The 22,913-nt window shown below is 71.5% G+C and carries 19 protein-coding genes and 1 tRNA gene; 12 read left to right on the top strand and 8 right to left on the bottom strand.

Annotated elements, in window-relative coordinates:
• Nucleotides 1–41: 41 nt before the first annotated feature.
• Nucleotides 42–824: an SDR family oxidoreductase gene (locus ACIQU4_RS13240; protein ID WP_403728875.1), complete on the bottom strand. Its 783-nt coding sequence runs from the start codon at nt 822–824 to the stop codon at nt 42–44.
• 550 nt (nt 825–1,374) lie between these two features.
• Here ACIQU4_RS13240 and ACIQU4_RS13235 point away from each other — a divergent pair.
• Together ACIQU4_RS13235 and ACIQU4_RS13230 are read left to right on the top strand one after the other, a co-directional pair.
• A complete protein-coding gene (locus tag ACIQU4_RS13235; RefSeq protein ID WP_403728872.1) occupies nt 1,375–2,178 on the top strand; it encodes a helix-turn-helix domain-containing protein in 804 nt (267 codons plus the stop codon).
• Nucleotides 2,179–2,386: 208 nt separating this feature from the next.
• Nucleotides 2,387–3,247 carry a hypothetical protein gene (locus ACIQU4_RS13230; protein WP_403728870.1) on the top strand — a complete coding sequence of 287 codons (861 nt, stop codon included), beginning with the start codon at nt 2,387–2,389 and terminating at the stop codon, nt 3,245–3,247.
• Nucleotides 3,248–3,398: 151 nt separating this feature from the next.
• On the opposite strand, the gene ACIQU4_RS13225 is transcribed toward ACIQU4_RS13230, so the two are convergent.
• The 3 genes from ACIQU4_RS13225 to ACIQU4_RS13215 all read right to left on the bottom strand — a co-directional run bounded on the left by ACIQU4_RS13225 (nt 3,399) and on the right by ACIQU4_RS13215 (nt 5,693).
• Nucleotides 3,399–3,611, bottom strand: coding sequence for a DUF397 domain-containing protein (locus tag ACIQU4_RS13225; RefSeq protein WP_403728867.1), 213 nt, complete (start codon nt 3,609–3,611; stop codon nt 3,399–3,401).
• Nucleotides 3,612–3,822: 211 nt separating this feature from the next.
• A complete protein-coding gene (locus ACIQU4_RS13220; RefSeq protein WP_385582635.1) occupies nt 3,823–4,707 on the bottom strand; it encodes a helix-turn-helix domain-containing protein in 885 nt (294 codons plus the stop codon).
• A 239-nt stretch (nt 4,708–4,946) separates the two neighbouring features.
• Entirely contained in the window at nt 4,947–5,693 is a 747-nt protein-coding gene (locus tag ACIQU4_RS13215) for a GPP34 family phosphoprotein (RefSeq protein WP_030156705.1), read from the bottom strand.
• Between the two features lie 163 nt (nt 5,694–5,856).
• On the opposite strand from ACIQU4_RS13215, the gene ACIQU4_RS13210 reads away from it, so the two are divergent.
• From ACIQU4_RS13210 to ACIQU4_RS13195, 4 genes are all read left to right on the top strand, one after another.
• Nucleotides 5,857–9,003 carry a hypothetical protein gene (locus ACIQU4_RS13210; RefSeq protein ID WP_403728863.1) on the top strand — a complete coding sequence of 1,049 codons (3,147 nt, stop codon included), beginning with the start codon at nt 5,857–5,859 and terminating at the stop codon, nt 9,001–9,003.
• 180 nt (nt 9,004–9,183) lie between these two features.
• Nucleotides 9,184–11,121 (top strand): MFS transporter, encoded by a 1,938-nt coding sequence (locus tag ACIQU4_RS13205; RefSeq protein WP_403728861.1) that lies wholly within the window; start codon nt 9,184–9,186, stop codon nt 11,119–11,121.
• Nucleotides 11,122–11,722: 601 nt separating this feature from the next.
• On the top strand, nt 11,723–11,953 hold the full coding sequence (locus tag ACIQU4_RS13200) for a hypothetical protein (RefSeq protein ID WP_403728858.1): 231 nt from the start codon (nt 11,723–11,725) through the stop codon (nt 11,951–11,953).
• A gap of 38 nt (nt 11,954–11,991) precedes the next feature.
• The gene (locus ACIQU4_RS13195) at nt 11,992–12,630 is read left to right on the top strand and encodes a sortase domain-bontaining protein (protein WP_403728857.1); all 639 of its coding nucleotides are present in this window, start codon (nt 11,992–11,994) and stop codon (nt 12,628–12,630) included.
• Nucleotides 12,631–12,690: 60 nt separating this feature from the next.
• Here ACIQU4_RS13195 and ACIQU4_RS13190 read toward each other — a convergent pair.
• Together ACIQU4_RS13190 and ACIQU4_RS13185 are read right to left on the bottom strand one after the other, a co-directional pair.
• Nucleotides 12,691–12,763: transfer RNA gene (locus ACIQU4_RS13190), tRNA-Arg, on the bottom strand.
• A gap of 719 nt (nt 12,764–13,482) precedes the next feature.
• Nucleotides 13,483–14,469 (bottom strand): LuxR C-terminal-related transcriptional regulator, encoded by a 987-nt coding sequence (locus ACIQU4_RS13185; RefSeq protein WP_403728856.1) that lies wholly within the window; start codon nt 14,467–14,469, stop codon nt 13,483–13,485.
• A gap of 314 nt (nt 14,470–14,783) precedes the next feature.
• Here ACIQU4_RS13185 and ACIQU4_RS13180 point away from each other — a divergent pair, with 314 nt between their 5' ends.
• The 4 genes from ACIQU4_RS13180 to ACIQU4_RS13165 all read left to right on the top strand — a co-directional run bounded on the left by ACIQU4_RS13180 (nt 14,784) and on the right by ACIQU4_RS13165 (nt 19,345).
• Nucleotides 14,784–15,056 (top strand): hypothetical protein, encoded by a 273-nt coding sequence (locus ACIQU4_RS13180; RefSeq protein ID WP_403728855.1) that lies wholly within the window; start codon nt 14,784–14,786, stop codon nt 15,054–15,056.
• 74 nt (nt 15,057–15,130) lie between these two features.
• Nucleotides 15,131–15,337: a hypothetical protein gene (locus ACIQU4_RS13175; RefSeq protein WP_403728853.1), complete on the top strand. Its 207-nt coding sequence runs from the start codon at nt 15,131–15,133 to the stop codon at nt 15,335–15,337.
• A 205-nt stretch (nt 15,338–15,542) separates the two neighbouring features.
• On the top strand, nt 15,543–17,084 hold the full coding sequence (locus ACIQU4_RS13170; protein WP_403728851.1) for an FG-GAP-like repeat-containing protein: 1,542 nt from the start codon (nt 15,543–15,545) through the stop codon (nt 17,082–17,084).
• A 191-nt stretch (nt 17,085–17,275) separates the two neighbouring features.
• Nucleotides 17,276–19,345: a tetratricopeptide repeat protein gene (locus ACIQU4_RS13165; protein WP_403728850.1), complete on the top strand. Its 2,070-nt coding sequence runs from the start codon at nt 17,276–17,278 to the stop codon at nt 19,343–19,345.
• Here ACIQU4_RS13165 and ACIQU4_RS13160 read toward each other — a convergent pair.
• Nucleotides 19,274–20,239, bottom strand: a complete 966-nt coding sequence (locus ACIQU4_RS13160; protein WP_403728849.1) for a hypothetical protein — start codon at nt 20,237–20,239, stop codon at nt 19,274–19,276. The two genes, ACIQU4_RS13165 and ACIQU4_RS13160, sit on opposite strands and share 72 nt — an antisense overlap.
• A 792-nt stretch (nt 20,240–21,031) precedes the next feature.
• On the opposite strand from ACIQU4_RS13160, the gene ACIQU4_RS13155 reads away from it, so the two are divergent.
• Complete coding sequence (locus ACIQU4_RS13155; RefSeq protein WP_403728847.1) at nt 21,032–21,463, top strand: hypothetical protein; 432 nt, start codon at nt 21,032–21,034, stop codon at nt 21,461–21,463.
• 39 nt (nt 21,464–21,502) lie between these two features.
• Nucleotides 21,503–22,378 carry an FAD binding domain-containing protein gene (locus tag ACIQU4_RS13150; RefSeq protein ID WP_403728845.1) on the top strand — a complete coding sequence of 292 codons (876 nt, stop codon included), beginning with the start codon at nt 21,503–21,505 and terminating at the stop codon, nt 22,376–22,378.
• A gap of 25 nt (nt 22,379–22,403) precedes the next feature.
• Here ACIQU4_RS13150 and ACIQU4_RS13145 read toward each other — a convergent pair whose 3' ends face one another.
• Complete coding sequence (locus tag ACIQU4_RS13145) at nt 22,404–22,886, bottom strand: RidA family protein (protein ID WP_403728843.1); 483 nt, start codon at nt 22,884–22,886, stop codon at nt 22,404–22,406.
• Nucleotides 22,887–22,913: the final 27 nt, after the last annotated feature.

Genomic DNA, 22,913 nt, shown 5'->3' with positions numbered 1-22,913 from the left:
CATACGATCCGACGCTGTAGCGCCGAGGGGGCTCCGTGCCGTCATCTCATCAGCTCACCGGCGTTGACCAGCAGGGACTGGCCGGTTATCGCCCGTGCGCGGTCGGAGGCGAAGAACACGGCGGCATCGGCGACGTCCCCGTCGGTGGCCAGGTCGGGCAGCGCCATCCGCTCGGTCAGCCGCGCGTGCACCTCGGCCTCGGGAACCCCCTCGGTGTGCGCGGTGAAGGTGACGAACGCCTGCACGGGCGGCCCCCACATCCACCCGGGCAGCACCGTGTTGACCCGGATCCGATGCGGCCCGAGCTCGCGGGCCATGGAGTACATGGCGGAGGTCAGAGCCCCCTTGGAGGCGGCGTAGGCCGCCTGCCGCACCTCGTTGGGCGCGGCCACCGCGGATTGCGTCCCCACGATGACCACGGATCCGCCCCGCTCCTTGAGCGCGGGCAGGCAGGCCCGGGTCATCCGCAGCGTCCCGAGCAGATTGACGTCGATGATCTGCGACCACGTCCCGAAGTCGGCGTCTTCGAGCCCCCCGAAGTACGAGTCCCAGGCGGCCACGTGCACGACGGCGTCGATCCCCCCGAACCGCGCCTGCGCGAGGGCGGCGAGCGCCGCGCACTGCCCCTCGTCGCGGATGTCGGTCGGCAGATGAGCCGTGTGCGCCCCGTCGGGGTCGATCTCGGCGGCGGATTTGGCGAGGTTGGCCTCGGTCCGCGCCCCGAGCACGGCGTTCCCGCCGTCCCGTACGACGGCAGCGGCCACCTGGTGCCCGAGCCCGGCTCCGACGCCGGAGACGATGACGGTCTTCCCTTGCAGCAGCATGCGCGTGCCTCCCGGCGGGCCGACTGTGCCTGACGCTGCGTCAGATTAGGGCGTTGCCGCGGGGGAGGGAAGGGGTGGGTGGACGCGGACGGGGTCTCGGTGGCGTTGCGCGGTCGCCGACGCCGGCGGGAAGCCGCGACTGCGCTGTTCGGACCGGGTTCCGGGAAGGTGCGTGGCGGTGGCGGGAGAGCCGGTTCGGCTCGTGGTCAAAGACCAAAGAACCGGGGGAAAGAACCAGACCAAACCCCTCCAGCCTCCCCGTTCGACGGCAATCGCTCGGACGGGTGAATCTGCCCAAGTCGACTGGATTTAGGTGGGGTTGGCTGGCATATGCTCGCCGCGACAACTCCAGACATGAGACGGCCCCCGGCGGGACTGGAATCCCGGCCGAGGGCCTGATCCACGAGGAAGCGATCCCTTCCCGATGGCCTTCCAGAAGCTTAGCGCGGGCATGCCCGCATCACTTCGTACTCCGCGCGGAACCGCCCGATCCGGTGGCTTTTCCGGCGTCAAGCACGCCAAGGTCCCCCTCCCGGGCAACTTCACGGTCGTGAGCAACCAGCTCGCCCAGCACGGGCAGTTGTCGCTCCTCGCGATGGGCACCGCCCTCCACATCCAGTCGCTCCCCGAGGGCGCCCAGGTCAGCATCCGGGCCCTGGCCGAGCGCTTCCCCGAGACCGAGTACCGCATCGGGCGGGCGCTGGGGGAGCTGGAGGCGGCGGGATTCCTGCGCCGCACGCGGCTGCGCACGGTCGACGGCAGGGTGGTCACCCGCACCGTGTCGTACAACGTCCCGCTGGCCGAGACCCCGCCGGAGCTGGACCCGGAGCCGGAGCCGGAGCCGGACCCGGACCCGGAACCCGTACCGCCCGCTCCCGTACCGTCCGCGCCCGACCCGGAGCCCGTCGTCGAGCCGCCGGGCGACGGCGGCGGCGTACGGGAGCCGGTACGGGAATCACCGCCCGCCCCGGGGGTCCGGCGGGAGGCCGCGAAGCTGCTGGCCGGCCTGCGGATCCGCGAACCGCGCCTGCTGCTCTCCGAGCGGGATGTCGAACGGCTCGTACCCGGCGTCGTGGAGTGGCTGGAACGCGGGGCCGCGCCCGAGGCGGTACGGCGCGCCCTCACCGCCGACGTGCCGTCCGACCTGCGGAACCCGGCCGGACTGGTCGCCCACCGGCTGCGCGCCTGCGTCCCGGCCCCGCTGCCCGCACACACGGGTGCACCCGGCGGCCCGCCGCCCCCCGACAGCCCGCGATACCCCTTCCAGACCTGCGACGGCTGCGAACGCGCCTTCCGCGCCCCGGCCCCCGGCCGCTGCCGAGACTGCACGGTCGGCATGCCGAAGGCCGCCTAGCAAGAAGGCGATGCCGTCATCGGTGTTCCAGAACACGCTGGAGTCGTCGTTCAATCCGACCCCGGCCTGAGCAGGTGCTGTAGCACCGCCGATGAGGGTTGCTGCGAGGGCGGCGCCACGTAAAGGTGCATGCGACACATGTATGTCAAGGTGCGGAACGCCGCGCACCCCCTCCCCATCTGACGTCTCATCAGCTAGACCGTTCGGCATGACGACGGAACAGACGGAACACCAGAGCCAAGACACCCGCCCCGAGACCTATGCCGACCTGGCGGCGGTGGGCCCGTACGGGGTGCGCCCCGGGCATGCGCTGATCACCATGGTCGAACCGCACCCGGGCCACGAGTACGCGTACAACCGCTGGTACGAGGACGACCACTACTACGCCGGCGCCATGGCCATGCCCTGGATGTACGCGGGCCGCCGCTGGGTCGCCACCCGCGAGCTCCAGCAGCTGCGCTACCCGGAGAAATCGGCCGTCGCCCAGCCCGTCACCGCCGGGTGCTACATCTCCACGTACTGGGTCACCGAGGGCCGCTACGACGAGCACATGAAGTGGACGGTCGGCATCAACAAGCGCCTCAACCGTGACGGCCGCGTCTACCAGGACCGCACCCACGTCTTCACGGCCTTCCAGGACCACGAGGCCACGGTCTACCGCGACGGGGCGGCGGGCCCCCGGGACTTCCACGCCCTCGACCATCCGTACGCCGGCCTGGTCCTCCAGGTCATCGACGCCGACGGCCCCGAGCAGCGGGCGGAGCTGCTGGAGTGGCTGCGTTCGCGCGCCCTGCCGAAGCGGCTGCACGGCTCGCCGGCCGCGATGGTGACGGTCTTCCGGCCGACCCCGCTGCCCGGCGACCGGATGACGTACGTCAAGCAGGTCGAGGGGGTCGACACCCGGCTGACGCTGCTGTGGTTCCTGGAGGCGGATCCGGGTACCTGCTGGGACCGGTTCCAGGGCCTGGACGTCGAGGTCGCCGAGGCCGGTTTGGGGCGGGTGGAGCTGGTGGCGCCGTTCATCCCGACGGTGCCGGGAACGGACCGGTACGTGGGGGAGCTCCGCTAGTCGGAGACGGGCGGGATCCGGCCCCGGACATGGCCGAGCCCCCTCGGCCGGGACGGCGGGCCAGTCGAGAGGGCTTCAGTCAGTGGTGCGGGTAATGCAGTCGTTGCGCGTGGTGCAGAGGAGGGATCGGCGGGGCCGTACGTCGTGACGTTCAGACGAGGCGTCCCAGCCGGCCCTCGGTGACGTCGGTGACGAACGAGGTCCAGGAACCCGGCGCGAAGGTGAGGGACGGGCCGTCCTGCACCTTCGAGTCGCGGACCGCGATGGCCTCCACGACAGGGGACTTGACCTCGACGCAAGCGCCGTTTCCGCCGGAGTAGGAGGACTTGATCCAGTTGTCCGAGGCGCCCTGACGAATAGCCATGTTTCTCTCCGGTTCAGCGAGTTGTGCCAGTGAGGTGTCGGCCATTTCGCTTCCCTGACCGACGTGATCGACGCTACCGGCACCTTCCGACGGGTGAAGGGGTCATTCACCCGACCGAGTGGCATATTCCATTCAGGACTTCTGTGGCTGGGGAGTGACGGTGTACCGTACCGACCCCCCTCGCCACCTGCCCGGTTTTCTCCCCTTTTACCTACTTCCCCTTGCTCGCGTACTGGCCGATGATCTCCGCGATGAACTGGCGCGTCTGTTCCACGTTGAGGGCCTGCGCGCGCAGGTGCTCGTACATGACGCTGTACTTCTGGACGTCGTTGGCCTTCTCCAGGTACAGATCGCTCGTCACGCCCTCGATGTAGACCACCGTCGAGTCCGACGCGTCGGGGAATTCGAGGATCGCGTACTGGCCGTTCACGCCCGGGTGGGCGCCCATCGAGAACGGCATCACCTGCACGGTGATGTACGGCTGTTCGGACTGCTCTATCAAGTACTCGAGCTGTTTGATCATCAGCTGGGGATCGCCCACGTGCCGGCGCAGCGCGGCCTCGTCGATGACCGCCCACAGTCGCAACGGCCCGACTTCCGGATTGTTGTTGTCCGTTTCGGAGAGCCGTTTCTGCCGGTGCATGCGCACCTGGACGCGCTTCTCGACATCGGCCGGAGCGGTCTCGGGCAGCGCGCCGCGGATGAGGGCCTGGGCGTACTCCGGGGTCTGGAGCAGGCCGGGCACCATCTGGGGTTCGTAGGTGCGCAGGCTGGCGGCGTCGGTTTCGAGGCCGATGTACACGCTGTACGGGATGTCGCCGAAGGCGTGCCACCAGCCCTGCTGGCGGGAGTCCTTGGCCATCTGCATGAGGGAGTCGACGAGCCGGCGGTCCTCGACCTCGTACACGTCGCACAGGTCGCGGACGTCGCGCTGGCTGATGGAACGGCGGCCGTTCTCGAGCCTGCTGATCTTCGACTGGGAGACGAGCAGGCGTTCGGCGACCTGCTCGGCCGTCATGCCCTTGTCCTCGCGGAGCTTGCGCAACTCCATGCCCAGTCGGCGGCGTCGGACGGTGGGATTGACATTGGACGCCACTTGAACGGCACCTCCGCCTTCTTCTGGTTCTGTCTCTCTGCGTGTCTGATGGTGAGCAGACTGCCACCGAAGGGCGGGGCGGCGCCGGAGAACGGCCCGGAAATGCAGACGCGCGGGATGGCGGGGCCGGCGGACCGGCCCCGCCATCCCGCGCGCTGGCGGCTCCCGAACCGGGTCATCGGGGACACCGGTTGCGGCGATGGCGGTTCGGTGGAGCGGTGAATCGGTAAAGCCGTGGATCAGTGCGCGGCCACACCGGCGCGTGCCATCGCGCCCGTCCGGCGCGCCTGCATCGGTACGCCGTTCGCCGTGGCCCGGGCGGCCGGCGGGGCCGCCGGTGCGCGGTCACGGCGCGGCTGCGCAGCCACACCGTTCTGGACGTCCATGACGGCGTGCGCCACGAGACCGCCCATCGGGTCGTGCCGGATCAGATCCCGCAGCCGGGACCTGGACGACCGCCCCTCGTTGCCGGGGTACAGGTGCTTGCCGAGTCCGACCGCGTGGGCCAGTGCGGCGAGCGCCGCGGTCCGCGGGTCCGGCGGTACGCCGGTGCGGATCGCACTGTCGAGCCGGGCACGGATCTCCCGGCTGATCGCCGTGTCGGTCGCCTGGTAGCGAGTCGTCGGCAGCACTCCGCACATCTGGCCCGCGACGGCATGGACCATGCCGCAACGCTCCAGATGAGCGAGGTAAATCTGGCGGAGCCCCAGCCGGGGCCCGCCGATCCAGTGGACGGCCCGTACCGGGCTGCCGCGCCTGCGCAGCAGTTCCAGTGCGGAGTCCAGGGTCGGATCTCCTGTCGGCCGTGGCATCACCACGGCGATACGATCCCCGTCAGGGGCTATCCGTCCTGCCAGAGCCAGCTCTACTAGCTGTGCCCCGGCCAGGCCGAGGTCGAGCGACTGCGGCTGCGCCGTGGTACCCGTGGTCGGGTCCAAAGCGAGCAGCAGAAGCTCCTCCGGAATTGTTCTGCGGCTCCTGCCCATCCATGCCTCCCCGCGTGGATGAGTGACAGGGTGACGCCTCTCACATTCATCTGTCGAGAGCGCCTGGTCGCTTTGTGGGGGAACCGGCAACTATGTCGTTCTCGTCTAGCACGGGGGCGATGCCCCCTAGACGGGACACTGTTAGACATTCGGACAGCCGAACGTGGTGGCGATCGAGGAGGAACTGGTGGCGGGCGAGTCCCCCGACAAGTCGGTTGATGAAGGAGCGTCGGGGGCGGCGAGGTCCGCCGCGGAGCGTGACCCGAGGCTGTCGGTGTTCCGGCCGCGGGAACCCGAGTCCGGGACCTCCGACGCCGCCTCGGCCGAGGGCCGGGATCCGCTGCGCGAGGCGGTGGCGGCGTGGGTGGCCACGACCGAGGACGAGACCACCGGGTCCTCCGGACGGGTGGACTCGGACTCGGCGCCGGCCGACAGCGAGCGGACGGCGGTCTTCCGCGCCCCGAAGCCGGCCGAGCGGAAGCCGGCCGAGCGGAAGCCGGCCGAGCGGAAGCCGGCCGAGCGGAAGCCGGCCGAGCCGAAGCCGGTCGAGCGGAAGCCGGCAGCCGAGGAGCCGAAGCCCGCAGATGAGGAGCTGAAGCCCGCAGCCGAGGAGCCGAAGCCTGCTGCCGAGGAGCCGGAGCCCGCAGCTGAGGAGCCGAAGCCTGCTGCCGAGGAGCCGGAGCCCGGTGCGGCCTCGGCCGAGGCCGGTACGGACACCCCGGTGCCGGCCGCCGCTCCGAAGCCGGACCCTGCTCCGGCCGAGGCCGATGCGGACGCCGCAGCACCGACCGCTCCCGAGCCGGGCTCGGCTCCGGCCTCCGCCGAGGGCGATGGGGCCGCCGCGGAGCCGACGGCTGCGAAGCCGGACGCCGCTGCCCGGACTTCGGCCGAAAAGCCGGCGCACGACAGTGAGCGCACCGCCGTGTTCCGGGCCGTGCGGCCGGCGGCCGGTACGGATGCCCCGGCGTCCGCCGCCGGGAAGCCGGTCAGCGGCGGGCGAGGCCCCACAGAGGGTTCCGCTTCGGAGGCCGCCAACGGCGACACCCCTGCCACGGGTTCCGGTTCCGGTTCCGGTTCCGCTTCCGGAGCCCCTTCGGCCGGCGCCGGTCGCCCGGCCGGGAGGCCGGATCCGGCTTCCCCCGCCAAGCCTTCCGACGCGGCCGTGCCGGCCGCTGCCGATACTCCGGCCAAGCCGTCACCGGCGCATGACAGTGAACGCACCGCAGTGTTCCGGGCCGTGCGGCCGGGTTCGGCGCAGGGCGGCTCGGGTGCCGCCGCCGCAGGTTCCGCTTCTGGTTCCGGCTCTGGTGCTGCGGCGGCCGCTGCGAAGCCGGCTGCCGCCGATGTCCCGGCGCGGAAGCCGGATCCGGATTCCGCTTCGGCGTCGGGCGCCGCCAAGTCGGCCGCCGGTGATGGATCGGCCGAGCGGCCGGGTCCGGGTTCAGGTTCTGCTTCCGCGCGCAAGCCTGCGGCCGCCGCCGACGCGTCGGCCAAGCCGTCGGCGGACGACAGCGAGCGCACCGCCGTGTTCCGCGCCGTGAAGCCGGGTTCGGCTCCCGCCAAGGGTGGTTCGGGCTCCGGGGCTGCGGGTTCCGGTTCGGCGGCCGCGGCCGACGCGTCGGCCAAGCCGTCGGCGGACGACAGTGAGCGCACCGCCGTGTTCCGGGCTCCGAAGGTGGATTCCGGGTCCGGGTCCGGGTCCGGGTCCGCGTCCGGCGGCGCGGGCAAGGGTTCCGACGAGGCCGCGGACAGCGAGCGCACCGCCGTGTTCCGGGCCGTGAAGCCCGACGCCAAGGCCTCTGCCCCGGCTTCGCAGAAGCCCGCGGGCTCCCGGCCCGTGCCGCCGAAGGCGGTCGACGGGGAGCGGGCCAGCACGTTCGTGCCGCTGCGCAAGGAAGCCGGCCCGGCTCCGAAGCCGGCGCCGGCGGCCCCCGCGGCAGCGGCTCAGGCTCCGGCCCCCGCCGCGCCCCCCGTACCCGTACCCGTACCCGAGCGGACCGAGCGGACCACGCAGCAGCCGCTGCCGCCCAAGCCGCCGCTCGACATGCTCGCGGACCTCACCAACAACCCGCCCCCGCCGCCGAGCCCCATGCGCACGGCCGCCCGGCGGTTCAAGATCTACGCCCCGCTCGTCGCGCTCCTCGCGATCATCCTGGCCGTCGTCCAGCTCGTGCGCCCCATGCCCGAGCCGAAGCTCACGATGACCGCGAAGTCCTCGTACACCTTCGACGGCGGCAACCCGGTCCTGCCCTGGCCGAAGGAGGGCCAGGCCTACATGGCCGCCGCGGGCCTCGGCACGGTCGGCAGCTTCGGCGAGCAGAAGCCGGTCGCCATCGGCAGCGTCGCGAAGACGATGACGGCGTACGTGATCCTGAAGAACCACCCCCTCAAGAAGGGGGAGAAGGGTCCCATGATCGACGTCGACCAGACGGCGGTCGACGACGGGGCCAAGAGCTCCGAGGGCGAGTCCACGGTCGGCACGCTCAAGGCGGGCGACAAGATCTCGGAGTACGACGCCCTCGCCGCGATCATGATTCCGTCGGCCAACAACGTCGCGCGGCTGCTCGCGCGCTGGGACTCCGGCGGCGACCAGGACGCGTTCGTCAAGAAGATGAACGAGGCCGCCAAGGAACTCGGCATGGCCAACACCACGTACACGGACCCCTCGGGTCTGGACGCGACGACGGTCAGCACCGCCGAGGACCAGGTCAAGCTCGGTCTCAAGGTCGTGGAGATGCCGGAGCTGATCGCGATCACCAAGCTGCCGGACTGGACCGACCCGTACGGCAAGAAGTGGCGCAACTACAACACCCTCATCCCGGGCAACGGTGCGCTCGGCATCAAGACCGGCTCCACCACCAAGGCCGGCGGCAACCTGCTCTTCGCCGCCGAGAAGCAGGTCGGCAAGACCAGGCAGCTGATCGTCGGCGCGGTGCTCGGCCAGTACGGCGTCCCGATCCTCGACACGGCGATCGCGGCCAGCAAGCAGGTCATGCTGGCCACGCAGAAGATGCTGGTGAACGCGCCCGTCGTGAAGAAGGGCGACGTCGTCGGGTACGTGGACGACGGTCTCGGCGGTCACACCCCGGTCGTCGCCACCGCCGACGTGGAGGCGGTCGGCTGGCCGTCGCTCACGGTCAACGTCAAGCTCTCCGCCGGGGACGGCAAGCTGCCCCAGACCGCGAAGGCGGGCACCGAGATCGGCGTGCTGACCGTCGGTGAAGGGGCCAGCCAGGTGAAGGTGCCGGTGGCACTGCAAAGTGACCTCGCCGCGCCGGGCATCGGCAGCAAACTGACCCGTGTCGGCTGATCGCCCCCGCGATACCGCGTGATTCCGGCGCCCCGGGCAACCCCGGGGCGCCGCCGCGCGTCTAGCGACCCGGGAACGGTACGCAGAAGTTCGATCGATGCTCCGGTGAACCCGGGGAGTCCGGAGAGTCCGGAGAGTCCGGAGAGTCCGTGGAGTCCAGGGAATCCGGGGAGTAGTGCAGTGACCACCGCCGAGCAGCAGAGCCAGGGCGACCGGAGTGCACCGGCGGCCGCCGGCGGATCCGGTGCGTCCGGCGCCGGCGACCTGCCCGAAGCCGCGCCCGGCGGCATAGGGGCCGCTCCGGCCGCGACCGCCTCCCTCGCCTCCCGCTCCCTCGCCTCCCGCTCCCTCGGCCGGCTCCGCCGCCACCCGGTGCTCGTCGCCACCGCCGTGGCGGCGCTCCTGCACGTGATCTGGTTCTTCAGCTTCGCCAACAGCGGCGGCGACCTGGCCGCGCAGGACGCCTGGGCCGAGTTCGTCGGCCGCCATCCGGACTCGGCGTACAACCTCGCCTGGTACGGCGGCATGCACCCCGTCTCGTACAGCGTGGTGTCCCCGTACGTGATGCACATGATCGGCGTGCGGACCACGATGATGGTCGCCGGTACGGTCTCGGCCGGGCTGCTCGCGCTGATCCTGACCCGCAGCCGGGGCACCGTCCGCGAGCCCCTGTGGCCGGCTCTGGCCGGGGTGTACGGACTGCTCTGCAACGCCCTGTCCGGCCGCGTCACCTTCGGGCTCGGCGCGATGTTCGCGCTCGGCGCCGTCGCCGTCGTCTTCTGCTGGCCCCGCAAATGGGCGGAGCGGCGCTGGGCCAAGGCGGCCGCGGCGGCGCCGCTGGCCGGGCTCGCGACCGCCTCCAGCCCGGTCGCGGGGCTCTTCCTCGGGGTGATCGCGGCCGCCCTGTTCCTGAGCGGGCGGCGCCCGGGGGCGTACGCGCTCGGCCTCGCCCCGGTGGCGGTCGTCGGGCTGTCGGCCTGGCTGTTCCCGTTCTCCGGGACGCAGCCGATGAAGCTGGGCTCGGCGGCGCCGCCGTTCCTCTGCGGGCTGGCGATCCTGTTCCTCGTACCGAAGCGGTGGAAGACCGTCCGGATCGCCTCCGCCGTGTACGCCTTCGGAGTCCTGCTGACCTGGGCGATCGACTCGCAGGTCGGCTCGAACGTCACCCGGCTGGTCATGCTGTTCGGCGGGGCCGTGCTGCTCGCGGCCCTCCCGTACGCGGTCCCGCGCAGCCGGCACTGGTACGCGGTGCTGTTCGCGTTCATCGGCATCAACGTCTGGATCACCTCCAACAGCATCACGGACATCGTCCGCACCACCCCGGTGGCCGCCTGGAACCGGGAGCTGGCCCCGCTGGTCGACCAGCTGAAGAAGGCCGGCGCCGAGCGCGGCCGGGTCGAGGTGGTCCCGGCCAGCAGCCACCGCGAGTCCTCCGCCTTCCCCGAGTACGTCAACCTCGCACGCGGCTGGAACCGGCAGGCGGACCTGGAGCGGAACCCGATCTTCTACGACGACACCCTCACGGCCGAGAGCTACCGGGAGTGGCTGGATCGCTGGGCCGTGCACTATGTGGTGCTGCCGGCCGACAAACCAGATTCGGGCGGGGAGGACGAGGCGAAGCTGGTGAGCGAGGGGCTCCCGTACCTCCAGCAGGTGTGGGGCGACCGGAACTGGCGGCTTTACAAGGTCGACGGGCCGACGGACCTGGTGTCCGGGCCGGCCACGGTGGTGCGGGCGGGCGCGGACCAGCTGGTCGTGGACGTGAAGGCGGCCGGGCGGGTGCTCGTACGGATCCCGCACTCGCCGTGGCTGGGGCTGGTGGACGGGGCGGGCAAGCCGGTGCCGCCGCCGCAGGAGACGTTCGCCTCGAAGGCGCGCGGCGGGGGCGGCGGCGGCGGCTCGGGCACGCTGCCGAAGGAGTACGCGAACACGGCGGGGTGCCTGTTCAAGGCGGCTCCGGACGCGGCGGGCGACGTGTGGACGGAGCTGCTGGCGCCGGGGCCGGGGGTGTACCGGGTGGCGGCGAAGTACCAGCTGCCGCGGGGGACGCCGTGCCCGGAGGAGCTGACGCGGTGGCTGGCGGGGCCGCTGGAGCGCCCGGCTCCGCCGCGTCCTTGATCGGGAGTTTTTACGGTCGGTCCGGGTGCGTTGCTCCGCATATCTGCATACCATCCCAATAGTCCGATTGGGTGCTTCCCGAGGGAGTTGACGACGGGATGAGCAAAGAGCAGCAGAGGCAGGATTTCCGAGAGGCCTTCCAGGCCCAGGGGTCGGATCGGCAGCCGCGCCCGGCAGGCCACGGCTTCGACGGTCTCGTGCGGAGCAAGGTCAAGGGCGGAGCGCACACGAAGGCGGCCCTGAAGCGGGCCGGCACCCCACAGGGTGACCGCATCGGGGAACGCAGCAGAGGCCTGAGCTGATCCCGCGACCCACGACAGACGACCCACGACAGACGACCCACGACAGACGACCCACGTCGCGCCAGCCCTCCCGGTTCCGGCCGGGAGGGCTTTCGTACGCCCCTCACCAGGGACTTTGGTCCTTCATGGGGTCGTGCCCAAGCATCCGGACAACCGTTACATTACCGACGGATTACCAAAACATGGCCCTCGTAACGTCGGGTTTGTCGCCAGGCCGAACCGCACCCGCACCGAAGGAAGCGGACAGCCGGACCGACCGAGACCGCGGCCGGGCGACGCCGACCTGAGGGGAACCCACCATGCGCGCCACCTTCCGTACCGCTGCCGTCGCCGCCGGTGCCGTCACCGCACTGGCCCTCCCGACCGCCCAGGCCTTCGCTGCCGACGCACCCGCCGCGCCGTCCGGTCCCTCTGCGGCGAAGCCCTCCGCGGACGGCGCCGTGCTGATGGCGGGCGGCGCCGGCCTGGCCGCCGCGGGCGCCGCCGGCCTCGGCTTCGCGACGCTGCGCCGCCGCCGCACCGAGGGCTGAGCCCGCCCACACCGCCCTTCCCCGTCCCGGAGAACACCATGCCCAGCACCCTCATGCCCCGCACGCGCCGCGCGATCGTGACGACGACCCTGACGCTGTCCGTCACGGGCGCCCTGGCCGCCTGCGGTGCCGGCGGCAGCAAACTCCCGCCGGACCCCAAGGTCGGCAACGCGTCCGCGGTGGCCCCCGTGGCCCCCGTGGCCAACGCGACAACGGCCCTCCCCCCGTCGAAACCGACCGGCATGAAGATCGACGCGGCGGGCGTGGACGCGAAGAAGATGGTCGACCTCAAGGTGGACGCCACCACCGGCGAGCTCGGCGTCCCCAACGCCGACACGGACGCGAACAACCCCGGCTGGTGGACCGAGGGCGCGACCCCGGGCGAGAAGGGCGTCTCCGTCCTCGTCGCCCACTTCGACACCAAGCACGGCCCGGCGCTGATGAAGGACGTCAAGAAGATCAAGCTCGGCGACCTGATCGAGGTGCCGCGCGAGGACGGCAAGACCGCGAAGTTCAAGATCCGCGAGATCGAGGACGTCAACAAGAAGGACTTCCCGACCGACAAGGTCTACGGCGAGACCCGGCGCCCCGAGCTCCGCCTCCTCACCTGCGGCGGCGAGATCAAGGACGGCCACCGCACCAACAACGTCATCTTCTACGCCGACCTGGTGGCCTGACCCCCACCACCGCGGCACGCGAAAGGGCACCTACTGATCCAGTAGGTGCCCTTTCCGATGTGCCCTCGGCAGGATTCGAACCTGCGACACCGGCTTTAGGAGAGCCGTGCTCTATCCCCTGAGCTACGAAGGCGGGGGTTTGTCGGAAGCTTTGTCGGAAACCCCAGAGGGATCACACGAGTTGCCTCGACAAGCATGCCGGTCGGATGACGTGCGCACACCCAGGTGGAGATGTCCTCGCGGACACTTTCCCCGGCACACGCCCGGTAGTCGACTGACCGCTGACAGCCTAGCGGATCGTGCTGGGAGTGGTCGCATGGATTGCCGCAGGAGCGGGGCTGAGGCGAGGGCAGGGTCGTGACCTGGGGGTTCTGAAGGTCTGGGGTGGTGGGCGCGGAGGCCGGGTGCGTTTGTGGAGCCGCACCCTGGGGTGGGTGCGGCCGTCGTCAGGTGGAGGCGTGTGTCAGGCGACGCGGAGCTCCTGCCGGCCGTTGCTGCGGGCTTCGATGTGGACCTGGTGGCTGGTGGCATTCTGCGAGAGGGCGAAGCCCAGGACGAAGATCAGGCAGGGCCGTTCTGCCGGTCGTGGCCGCCGAGTGGGCCTGCCGGTGCGGCTCCGGCCCAGGGGGTAAGGGCTGCTGCGATGTGTGCGGGGGCGCCAGGCAGGGCGGAGGGCGGCCGTAGTCGGCGGTGCCCCGGCGATCGCTTGCAGCGGTTGCCTGGAGGAGGGTGAGGGTGCCCCGGACGACACTCGCGAGGACGGCCGGGTGAGGGTGGCGGTGCGGGTATTCCTGCCGATCACCGAGTGTGGTGATCGAACGAGCTTCCCTGATCAAGCGCTGCACGAGACCGTCAGAGCCAGCCACTCTGCGCGGCTTTCAGTCCCGCTTCGAAGCGGCTGGAGGCGTTGAGGCGTTCCATGAGCGCGGCCATCTGCCTGCGGACAGTACGCAGGGAGATGCCGAGGCGTTTGCCGGCGTTCTCGTCCGTCATTCCGGCGGCGAGGAGCCTCAGTAGTTCCTGCTCGCCGGGGGTGAGACCTGTGTGGGTGCCCTGCGGCTGGGCAGTGCCGAGGGGGACGGCGGTGTGCCAGGTCTGTTCGAAGAGGGCGACCAGGGAGGCCACGATGCCGGGCTCTCTGGTGCACAGCGCGCCCAGACGGCTGCTGGACGGATCGAGGGGCACGATCGCGACTTCGCGGTCGAAGACGAGGAGGCGGGGCGGCAGGACGGGACAGGTGCGGACCATTCCGCCCTGCTCCGTCATCCACCGGGCATAGGCGTACGTCGCCGGGTCGTTTCTCGCACTGTCCTGATAGAGCGTCAGGATGCTGACTCCGCGGCCCATCGCCTCTTCGTCCAGCGGGCGTGACGCGTCGAGGCTGGACTGGGACTGGGCGGCACCCGGCATGACGGACAGGCACTCCCGGGTGAGCGTCTCCGTGAGCACTTCGAGCTTCGCCTGGATGGCGTCGAGCCCGACCAGCCGTTCCGTGGCGCCGGCAGCGGCGTCGGGGTGCAAGGAGGCGTACTCGGCCACGGCCCGCGCCGCGGCCGCCTTGCCGAGCGCCAGTTCCTGCTGGCGGCGCAGGAGTTCGTCCTCCTGGCGGCGCAGGATCAGTTCCAGTCCGCGCTCCGGGCTGACCGCCCGCAATGCGCCGGGGTTGTCCCGCGAGGATCCCAGCAGTTGCAGATCGGCGAGCTGGTCCAGGCACCCCCTGACCGTGCTCTCCGGCAGGCCCAGCAGCTCACACAGCTCGGCCACTCCGCCGGCAGGTCTGGCGAGCATCGCCTGGTAGACCGCCTCTGTACGACTGTCCAGCCCCAAGAACTCCAGCATGCGTTCAGCCCCCCAGCCGAATCGAACAGACCAAGGGTGCCGTCTGTCGCGTGATCATCTCAGGGCGCGGAAGTGAATCACAAGCGGACGCGAACCATCAGTTCTACTGGGCGACTTGGCACCATGCAGTCAGGCCACTTGGTGCCAGGGTGAACGCCTTCCGGACGGCGGTGCGCTCGAACAGGATGGTGCTCACCAGAAGAGCGGCGGGGAGCACGGATCCCGCCGGGCCACCTGGCCGTAGGACCGCTGATCCGCACTCGTCACTCGTCGTACTCCACTCAATCGCCGCACGGCCATCCCGGGGGACCGCCATGTCTTGGACCACTCGCTTGTTCGCTCCTGCCGCCCTTTCGCTGACGCTGTCCGCACTGGCGGCACCCGTGGTGCTGAACGGAGCACTCGCCACCGGCCTCACGGGGATCGGCTGGGACGGCAAGCCGGTGTCCACGGTGACGGCGACCGCGACCGCGACCGCGACCGCGACCGGTCGGCCGCTCGCCGGCGGCATCGGATGGGACAGCGTCGGGGTGTCGGTTGTGGCACCCACCGGCGCATCCCTCGGCGACGGCATCGGTTGGGACTGAGGCTGTTGCGATTGGTCGAAGCTCACCTTCTCAGCGCGGCCGGTAGTGCGGGCACCCACAGGGACGCCCACCTGATGCAGGACCTCCTCTGGGCGAACGCCCACGCGGACCACGCCCTGGAACACATCCGCGCCCGCGCCGTGCCGCACGGTATCGCGCTCGTCCTGTTCGTCCGCGCCGATACCGAAGCCGTCGCGGCGGACCGCGCCCACAGTCTCCTGTCGAACGCCGTAGTTTCCATCGGCCGCCTCGGATACGTCGTCGGTTCCACTCCCGACTGACGCACCGCGGGCTGAAGCCGAAGGCCGGGACCCCGTGCCACCGCCTCGCTCCAGGAGGGCGCGTCGCCCCTTTTCCCGGCCTTCACGATCCACCGGATCGCTGCACCTGCAGGACAGCGATCCCTCCCACTCTCTTCGCAGTTCCGCCTCTTGGGTCTCCGTACCCGGAGAACCTCCGCTGCTTGCACTCACCAAGGATTCTGACATGCACATGATTAATCGCCTCGCCCTGTCCATAGCGGTCGTCGGTGCGGTCACCGTTGCGACGCTCGGCCAAGCCGTCGCCGATACTCCGACGGCGTCTGCCGCCGCCGCGTCCAGCGCAGCGAACTCGGGCTTTCTGACCCCATTCACCCCGACGGTTCCCAACCCGACCACCGCCTCGGCGGCGCAGTTGGCCGCAGCCGCCAGATCGGGGAAGGTCGCGGCACCCGCAGCTGTCGGCGCCTTCGCCACTCTGGCCGCGGATTCCTCGGCAGGCGGCAGCATCAGCCGGGCGGAGGTCATCGACCGGGCCCAGTCGTGGGTCGACGCAGGCGTGCCGTACAGCATGACCAGCTACCGCACGGACTCCAACGGCAAGTACCGGACGGACTGCTCCGGCTTCGTCTCCATGGCCTGGCACCTGGACTCCTCCAGCGGGAACAACTGGGGAGAGACCACCGGCACCCTGCTGAACTACACCTCCTCCATCGCCAAGGAGTCCCTCAAGCCGGGCGACATCCTCCTCAACCCCGACTCGGGCGCCAACGGCCATGTCGTCATCTTCAACGGATGGACCAGCTCCGATCACTCCACGTACGACGCGCTGGAGGAGTCCGGCGGTAGCGGTGCCGTCCATCACAGCATCCCCTACCCCTACTACAGCGGCCACGGCACCTTCAGCCCCCGCCGCTACGACAACATCCAGGACACCTCTACCCGTGCGGATATCTCGGGTGACGGCAAGGCCGATCTGATGGTGTTGAGCACGGACGGCACGATCGGGCTCCGTCCGGGTTCGGGGACGAGTTTCGGTGCGAGCACCACGGTGAGTGCCGGCTGGCAGAACTTCCTGGGCGGGGCCGGTCAGGGCCGCCTGTACTACGCCGACATCAACGGAGACGGCAAGAAGGACCTGCTCGTCCACGGCACCGACGGCACGATCGGCGTCCACTTCAACAACGGCTCCGGCACCAGCTTCGGCGCGAACGTGCCGATCTCCTCCGGCTGGCAGAACTACCTCGGCCAGCCCGGCCAGGGCCGCCTCTCCTTCCCCGACATCAACGGAGACGGCAAGGCCGACCTCGTCATCCAGGGCACCGATGGGACGATCGCCACCCACCTGGGCTCGGGCACCAGTTTCGGCGCCAACCTCCCCCTTTCCTCCGGCTGGCAGAACTACCTCAGCCAGGCCGGCCAGGGCCGGCTCTCCTTCCCTGACATCAATGGAGACGGCAAGGCCGACCTCGTCATCCAGGGCACCGATGGGACGATCGCCACCCACCTGGGCTCGGGAACCAGTTTCGGCGCCAACCTTCCCCTTTCCTCCGGCTGGCAGAACTACCTCGGCCAGCCCGGCCAGGGCCGCCTCTACTACGCGGACATCAACGGAGACGGCAAGGCCGACCTGATCATCCAGGGCACCGATGGCACCGTCGCCACCCACCTGGGCTCCGGCACCAGCTTCGGCGCCAACCTTCCCCTCTCCTCCGGCTGGCAGAACTACCTCAGCCAGCCCGGCCAGGGCTCCCTCTCCTTCGAGTAACCACGGCAGAACGCCCTCCTGTGCGGCCGGGACGACGAACGCGTCGTCCCGGCCGCACAGCTGTAGGCCTCATCCACGGGTCGGGTGCGCCAGCAGGTTCTGCCCGGATGGGGGGTCGGGCGGCGGTGGTTATCGGCCATGATCCGGCGGAAGGGGGGCGTCCGGGCGGGGCGGGCTGGGAGACTGCGGGCGTGGACGACTCGGTGAGCAGCGCCATCTCCGGCGGCACCTTCAACGGCCCCGTCTTCATGGGCCGGGACGCCCAGGTGGTTCACCATGGGCCCATGGCCCCGCCCGTACCCCGCATGCTGCCCTTCGGCCCCGACGGGTTCGTGGACCGCGAGGCCCTGCGGGAGCGGCTCGACGGGCTCCTCGCCGGGCGGGACGGCCAGGGCGCGCCGCTCCTCGTACTGCTGCACGGCACCGTCGGCGTAGGCAAGACCGGGCTGCTCCTGCACTGGGCCCAGCAGCACAAGGACGCCTTCCCCGGAGGGGTGTTCTACGCCGACATGAGCCCCCGGGGGCTCGCCGCCCCCACCGACACCGCCGCCGTGCTCGAATCGTTCATCGGGGTGCTCGGCACGCCCCGCGCCGAACTCCCGGCCACTGAGGACACTTTGGCCGCCCGCTTCCGCAGCCTGACCGCCGAGCTGCCCTCGCTCGTCGTCCTCGACGGGGTCCTCTCCGCCGCCCAGGTGGACGTGGACCGGCTGCTGCCCGGCCATCCCGGCAGCATGGTGGTGCTGACCAGCAGGTTCCGGCTCGGCTCCTTCGGCGGGCGGCTGCCGGTGCGGCTCGTCGTGCCCGAGCTGGACGAGGAGGCGTGCGCCGAGCTGTTCCGCACCGTCGCGGGGGAGGACGTACCGGTACCGGCCGGGGACGCGCTGCGTACGGTGCTGCGGGCCTCGGCCGGGCTCCCGTACGTCGTCCGCATCGCCGCGGCCAGTGCCGCCGATCCGGCGTTCGACGGGGTCGAGGGGCTGGCGGCCCGGGTCGCACGGGAGAACATCCTGGAGGCGCTCGAAATGCCCCGCCGCCTCTTCGACCTCGCCTACGAGGCCCTCGACCCCGAAGTGCAGCGCGGATTCCGCCTCCTGGGGGTCCACCCCGGTCCCGAGTTCGCCGACGCGCTCCTCGACGAGCTGGCGCCCGGCGTACGAGGCCCCCTGTACGCGGCCGGCCTGCTGGAGCGGTCCGGGCCCCGGCGCTCCCGGCTGAACGGGGTCGTCCACGGCCACGCCCAGATCCTGGCCGCCCCCGATCCCTCCGACGTGCCGCGCGTCATCGACTGGTACCTGCGCCGGGCGGTCGCCGCCGAGCTGCGGATCTCCGGGCGCTGGCGGACCGGCGCCCTCTTCGCCGAACCCGGCCCGCTCACCGGCGTGTTCCGCGACAAGGGCGAGGCCCTGGAGGCGCTGGAGCCCGACCGGAACAACCTCCTCGCCGTCGCCGAACTGCCCGGGATCGAACCGGTGCAGCTCTGCCTGCTCGCCGAGGCCGTCCACGGCCTGTTCCTCGACCGCGGGCACCACGCCCTGTGGATCCGCATCGCCCGGCTCGCCGCCGACGCCGCCGGCCGCGGCGGCGACGGACTCCTCCTCGCCCGGATGCACTTCGAGCTGGCCTTCGCCCTCACCGACCGCGGCTCCGCCGAGGACCTCGAAGAGGCCCGCACGCACTACGACGCGGCCCGCGAGAGCGCCCGCCGCGCCGGAGGGCACGCCCGGACCGAGTCCTCCGCCCTGGAGGGGCTCGGCCGGATCGCGGCCCTGCAGGGCGATCCGCAGACGGCCGCCGAACTGTACGGGCAGGCCCTGGCGGCCCTCGGAGACCTGGAACACCCGCGCGGCCGGGCCCTGTTGGAGTATCACCAGGGCAACGCGGCGAGCGCGGCCGGCCGGCACGAACAGGCCGCCGCCCACCTGGCCGAGGCCCTGCGCGGCTTCCTCGCGCTCACCGAGCCGGACACCGGGAACGCGGCGAAGACCCGGCTGCGCCAGGCCATGGCCCGCCTCGCGGCCGGGCGCCCCGAGGAGGCGGTCGAACCGCTCGCGGCCGCCCTGGAGGCCTTCGCCGTTCCCACGCTCAACCGGGCCGACGCCGTGCTCGTGCGGGGAGACGTACGCGCGGCCCTCGGCGACCCGGCGGCCGCGCGGGCCGACTGGCAGGAGGCGCTGGAGCTGTACGGGTCACTGCGCAGCATCCGGGCCGAGGAGGCCCGCATGCGCCTCGCCCGAGGCGCGGCGCAGGCGCAGGACTGAGTCGGCGCCACCGACCCGGAGCGTGAACTCCGCCTCGGGGTCGAGCCCTTCGCCGAGGAGGGCCAGCAGTGCCGACCCCGCCGGCGCCGGATCCACCCCGCCCGGCACCTCGAACTCCCTCCCGTCCCGCAGCAGCAGCCGCGCCCCGGGCCCGGCGACCAGGGCGCATCCCGGGTTCCGGGCGAGCACCGCCGCCGGATCCGTCCCGACCCGCGCCACCAGCACGTCGGCGAGGCGGCGCAGCCGCGGATCCGGCTCGGCGGCGTCGGCCACCGCGTGCACGTCGGGGCTGAGGTGGGCGGCGGCCCCGCGTTGCAGCTCGGCCGGGTAGCGGCGTACGGCCACCTCCCGGCCGGTGATCCGGGTGTCGACGTACAGCGCGGGACCCACCGGCGTGCGCGGCGGTCCGGGTTCGGGCACCGTGACGGGCCGCGGCACGCACGCGGACTCCGGCTCGGGCAGGGCGAGGTGGCGGTAGCAGAGGGCGCGGAGCAGGGCCAGGGAGCGCCCGGGGCGCGAGGTGATGCGGGCCGCCGCCGACGGCAGGGTGACGGCCCCGTCCAGCTGTGCGGCCAGCGGGCTGACCGGATCCAGGCGGGGGAGCCGCTCGCCGAGCCAGGCCATGGGGGAACCGGGGGCGACGGTGTCCGCGCCGAAGGAGGCGAGCAGCCCGGGCAGCCCGCGGGCGGCGGCGTACAGCGAGAGGGAGCCGTGGTCGCCGAGGAAGGCGTCCGCGGCGCAGATCGCGGCCTTCCAGGTGTCCCCGGCGGGCGGCGGCAGGAGGAGCCCGGCGCGCAGGCAGGGCTCCAGCCAATTCCGGATCTGCCAGCCGCCGTGGCCGTACCAGGCATTGGGGTGGACGGCGGCCAGGACTCGGTATTCGTCGTACGGCAATTCGGCGAGCGCCCGGCGTACGGAATCGGCGGCGGCGCCCAGAACGGAATCCGGCCCCCAGGTGGAGGTGATCAGGAGGAGCTTCTGCCCGGGTCGGATTCCGAGGGCTTCGCGGTATTCCGTACGGAAGGGCGCGGAGGCGTCGAGCTGGTCCGCGCAGGGGTCGCCGGTGACGTGGGCGTACGGGGCGGCCTCGGGGCAGTCGCGGAGCAGGCGGGCGTGCTGTTCCTCATGCGAGAGGACGATGGCGGAGGGGACGACCTCCCCGTCGTGGAGCAGCCATTCGGCGGACAGCCCGAACGCCCCGGCCCCGGCCCCGGCCCCTGCCCCGGATTCCGGATTCCGGATTCCGGATTCCGGATTCCGGATTCCGGATGAGTTTTTTATTGTATCCGGCCCCGTGCGGGGCGCCTATGAGTGGTGCGGATATCTCCTCAAGATCTCCACCGCGACTGGTGCTCACCGCCAGGTCGAATTTCTCCGCCAGTGCCCTTTCCCAGGGAATGAGGAAAAGCCCGTGCGCGGCGGCGAATTCCGCGACCCCGCCGTCCAGCTGCGACGACCCGGTGCAGGCGAACACCACGCGCACGCGCGGGTCGCCCTCGAAGACGGCGAGCACGTCCAGCAGCCGCGTCGCCGAGGTGACGTTGTGGATGACGCCGAGGACCGTGCGCGTGGCCGGCACCGTGAGCCACCGGTGCTCCGGCAGCCCCCGCTCCGTCCCCACCCGCACCCTGCCCCACTTCCCCGATCCGTTCCCGCCGCCGCCAGCCTACGGCTAGCCTGGGCCGCATGGATGTGGGTGCACTCGTGACCGCGGGGGCGACGACCGTCATCGGGCTGATGGCGTCGGACGCTTGGACCTATACGAGCGGGCGACTGGCCCGCCTCCTCGGGCGTTCGGAACCGGAGCTCCGCTCCTCGCGCGCCGAGCTCCTGCTGGCCCGAGCCGACGGCGACGAGGCGGCAGTGGAGCAGCTCGAAGAGGACTGGCGGGAGCGCCTGCGGACGGTCCTGGAGGCCGATCAGGGGGCCGTACGGGAGCTCACGGAGCTGCTGGACGAGGTGAACCCGGGCTGGCGGGATGCCGAGCAGGCTCCGTCGATCTCGATCAGCATCAGCGGCGGTATCTTCCACGACAAGGTCATCCAAGGGCGGGATTTCGGCAGGATCACGTTCAACGAAGGTCCGCATCAGCCCGATGACCGGGGGAATTCCGCCTGATTCGGTTTGAGGTCGAACACTCCGGTCCATGGGACACCCATGGAATTCCTTCGCCCCGCCGGCTGGGAGGAGGCGCTCGCCGCCAAGGCCGAGCACCCCGCCGCCGTGCCCATCGCCGGCGGCACAGACGTGATGGTCGAGATCAACTTCGACCATCGCCGGCCGGAGTACCTCATGGACCTGAACCGCATCGGTCTGCTGCGGGAATGGGAGGTCGGCGAGGACGTCGTACGGCTCGGCGCGTCCGTCCCGTACACGCAGATCATGGAACACCTGCGGATCCAGCTCCCGGGCCTGGCCCTCGCCTCGCACACCGTCGCCTCCCCGCAGATCCGCAACCGCGGCAGCGTCGGCGGCAACCTCGGTACGGCGTCCCCGGCGGGTGACGCCCACCCGGCGCTGCTCGCGGCCGGCGCGCAGGTCGAGGTGGAGTCCGTACGGGGCTCCCGGCTGATCCCGATCGACGCCTTCTACACCGGGGTCAAGCGCAACGCCCTCGCCCCCGACGAGCTGATCAAGGCCGTGCACGTGGCCACCGCCGACGGGCCCCAGCAGTTCTCCAAGGTCGGCACCCGCAACGCCATGGTCATCGCCGTCTGCGCCTTCGGCCTGGCCCTGCACCCGGCGACGCGGAGCGTCCGTACGGGCATCGGCTCGGCGGCGCCCACGCCGGTCCGGGCGAAGACGGCCGAGGAGTTCCTGGCCGCGGCCCTGGACGAGGGCGGGTTCTGGGAGTCCCGCAAGGTCATCACCCCGTCGATCGCGAAGCAGTTCGGGGATCTCGCGGCCGCGGCCTGCAACCCCATCGACGACGTACGCGGCACCGCCAAGTACCGCCGGTACGCCGTCGGTGTCCTGGCCCGCCGCCAGCTCCTGTGGACCTGGGAGGAGTACCGCGGCGGAGCGGCCGGCTGACCGCAGGCCCTGTCGGGTACGGGCCTCAGATGCCCATCGGGGTGTGCAGCTCCACGACGACCTCCACCTCGACCGGCGCGTCCAGCGGCAGCACCGCCACGCCCACCGCGCTCCGCACGTGGATGCCCGCGTCGCCGAAAGCGGTGCCGAACAGCTCGCTGGCCCCGTTGACCACGCCCGGCTGGCCGGTGAACCGCGGATCGCTGGCCACGAAGCCGACCACCTTGACCACCCGTTTGACGGCGGACAGGTCACCGGCCACGGAGGCGATGGCGGCGAGCGCGTTCAGCGCGCACTGCCGGGCCAGCGCCTTGGCCTGCTCCTCGGTGACCTCGGCGCCGACCTTCCCGGTCAGCAGCAGCGCGCCGTCGGCCATCGGGAGCTGGCCGGAGGTGTACACGTAATGCCCGTTGACCAGGGCGGGCACGTACGCGCCCAGCGGGGCGAGGGCCTCCGGGAGGGTGAACCCGGCCGCGGCGAGCCGCTCTTCGGGGGTGCCGGTCGTCATCCTGTGTCTCCTCGGTCGTGTGGTCGT

Origin of the sequence: Streptomyces sp. NPDC090741 (assembly GCF_044769045.1) — a bacterium.
In the GTDB taxonomy this organism is placed as follows: Bacteria; Actinomycetota; Actinomycetes; order Streptomycetales; family Streptomycetaceae; genus Streptomyces.
The sequence above is the reverse complement of the archived record's forward strand: the minus strand, read 5'-3'. Positions and strand labels throughout refer to the sequence as shown.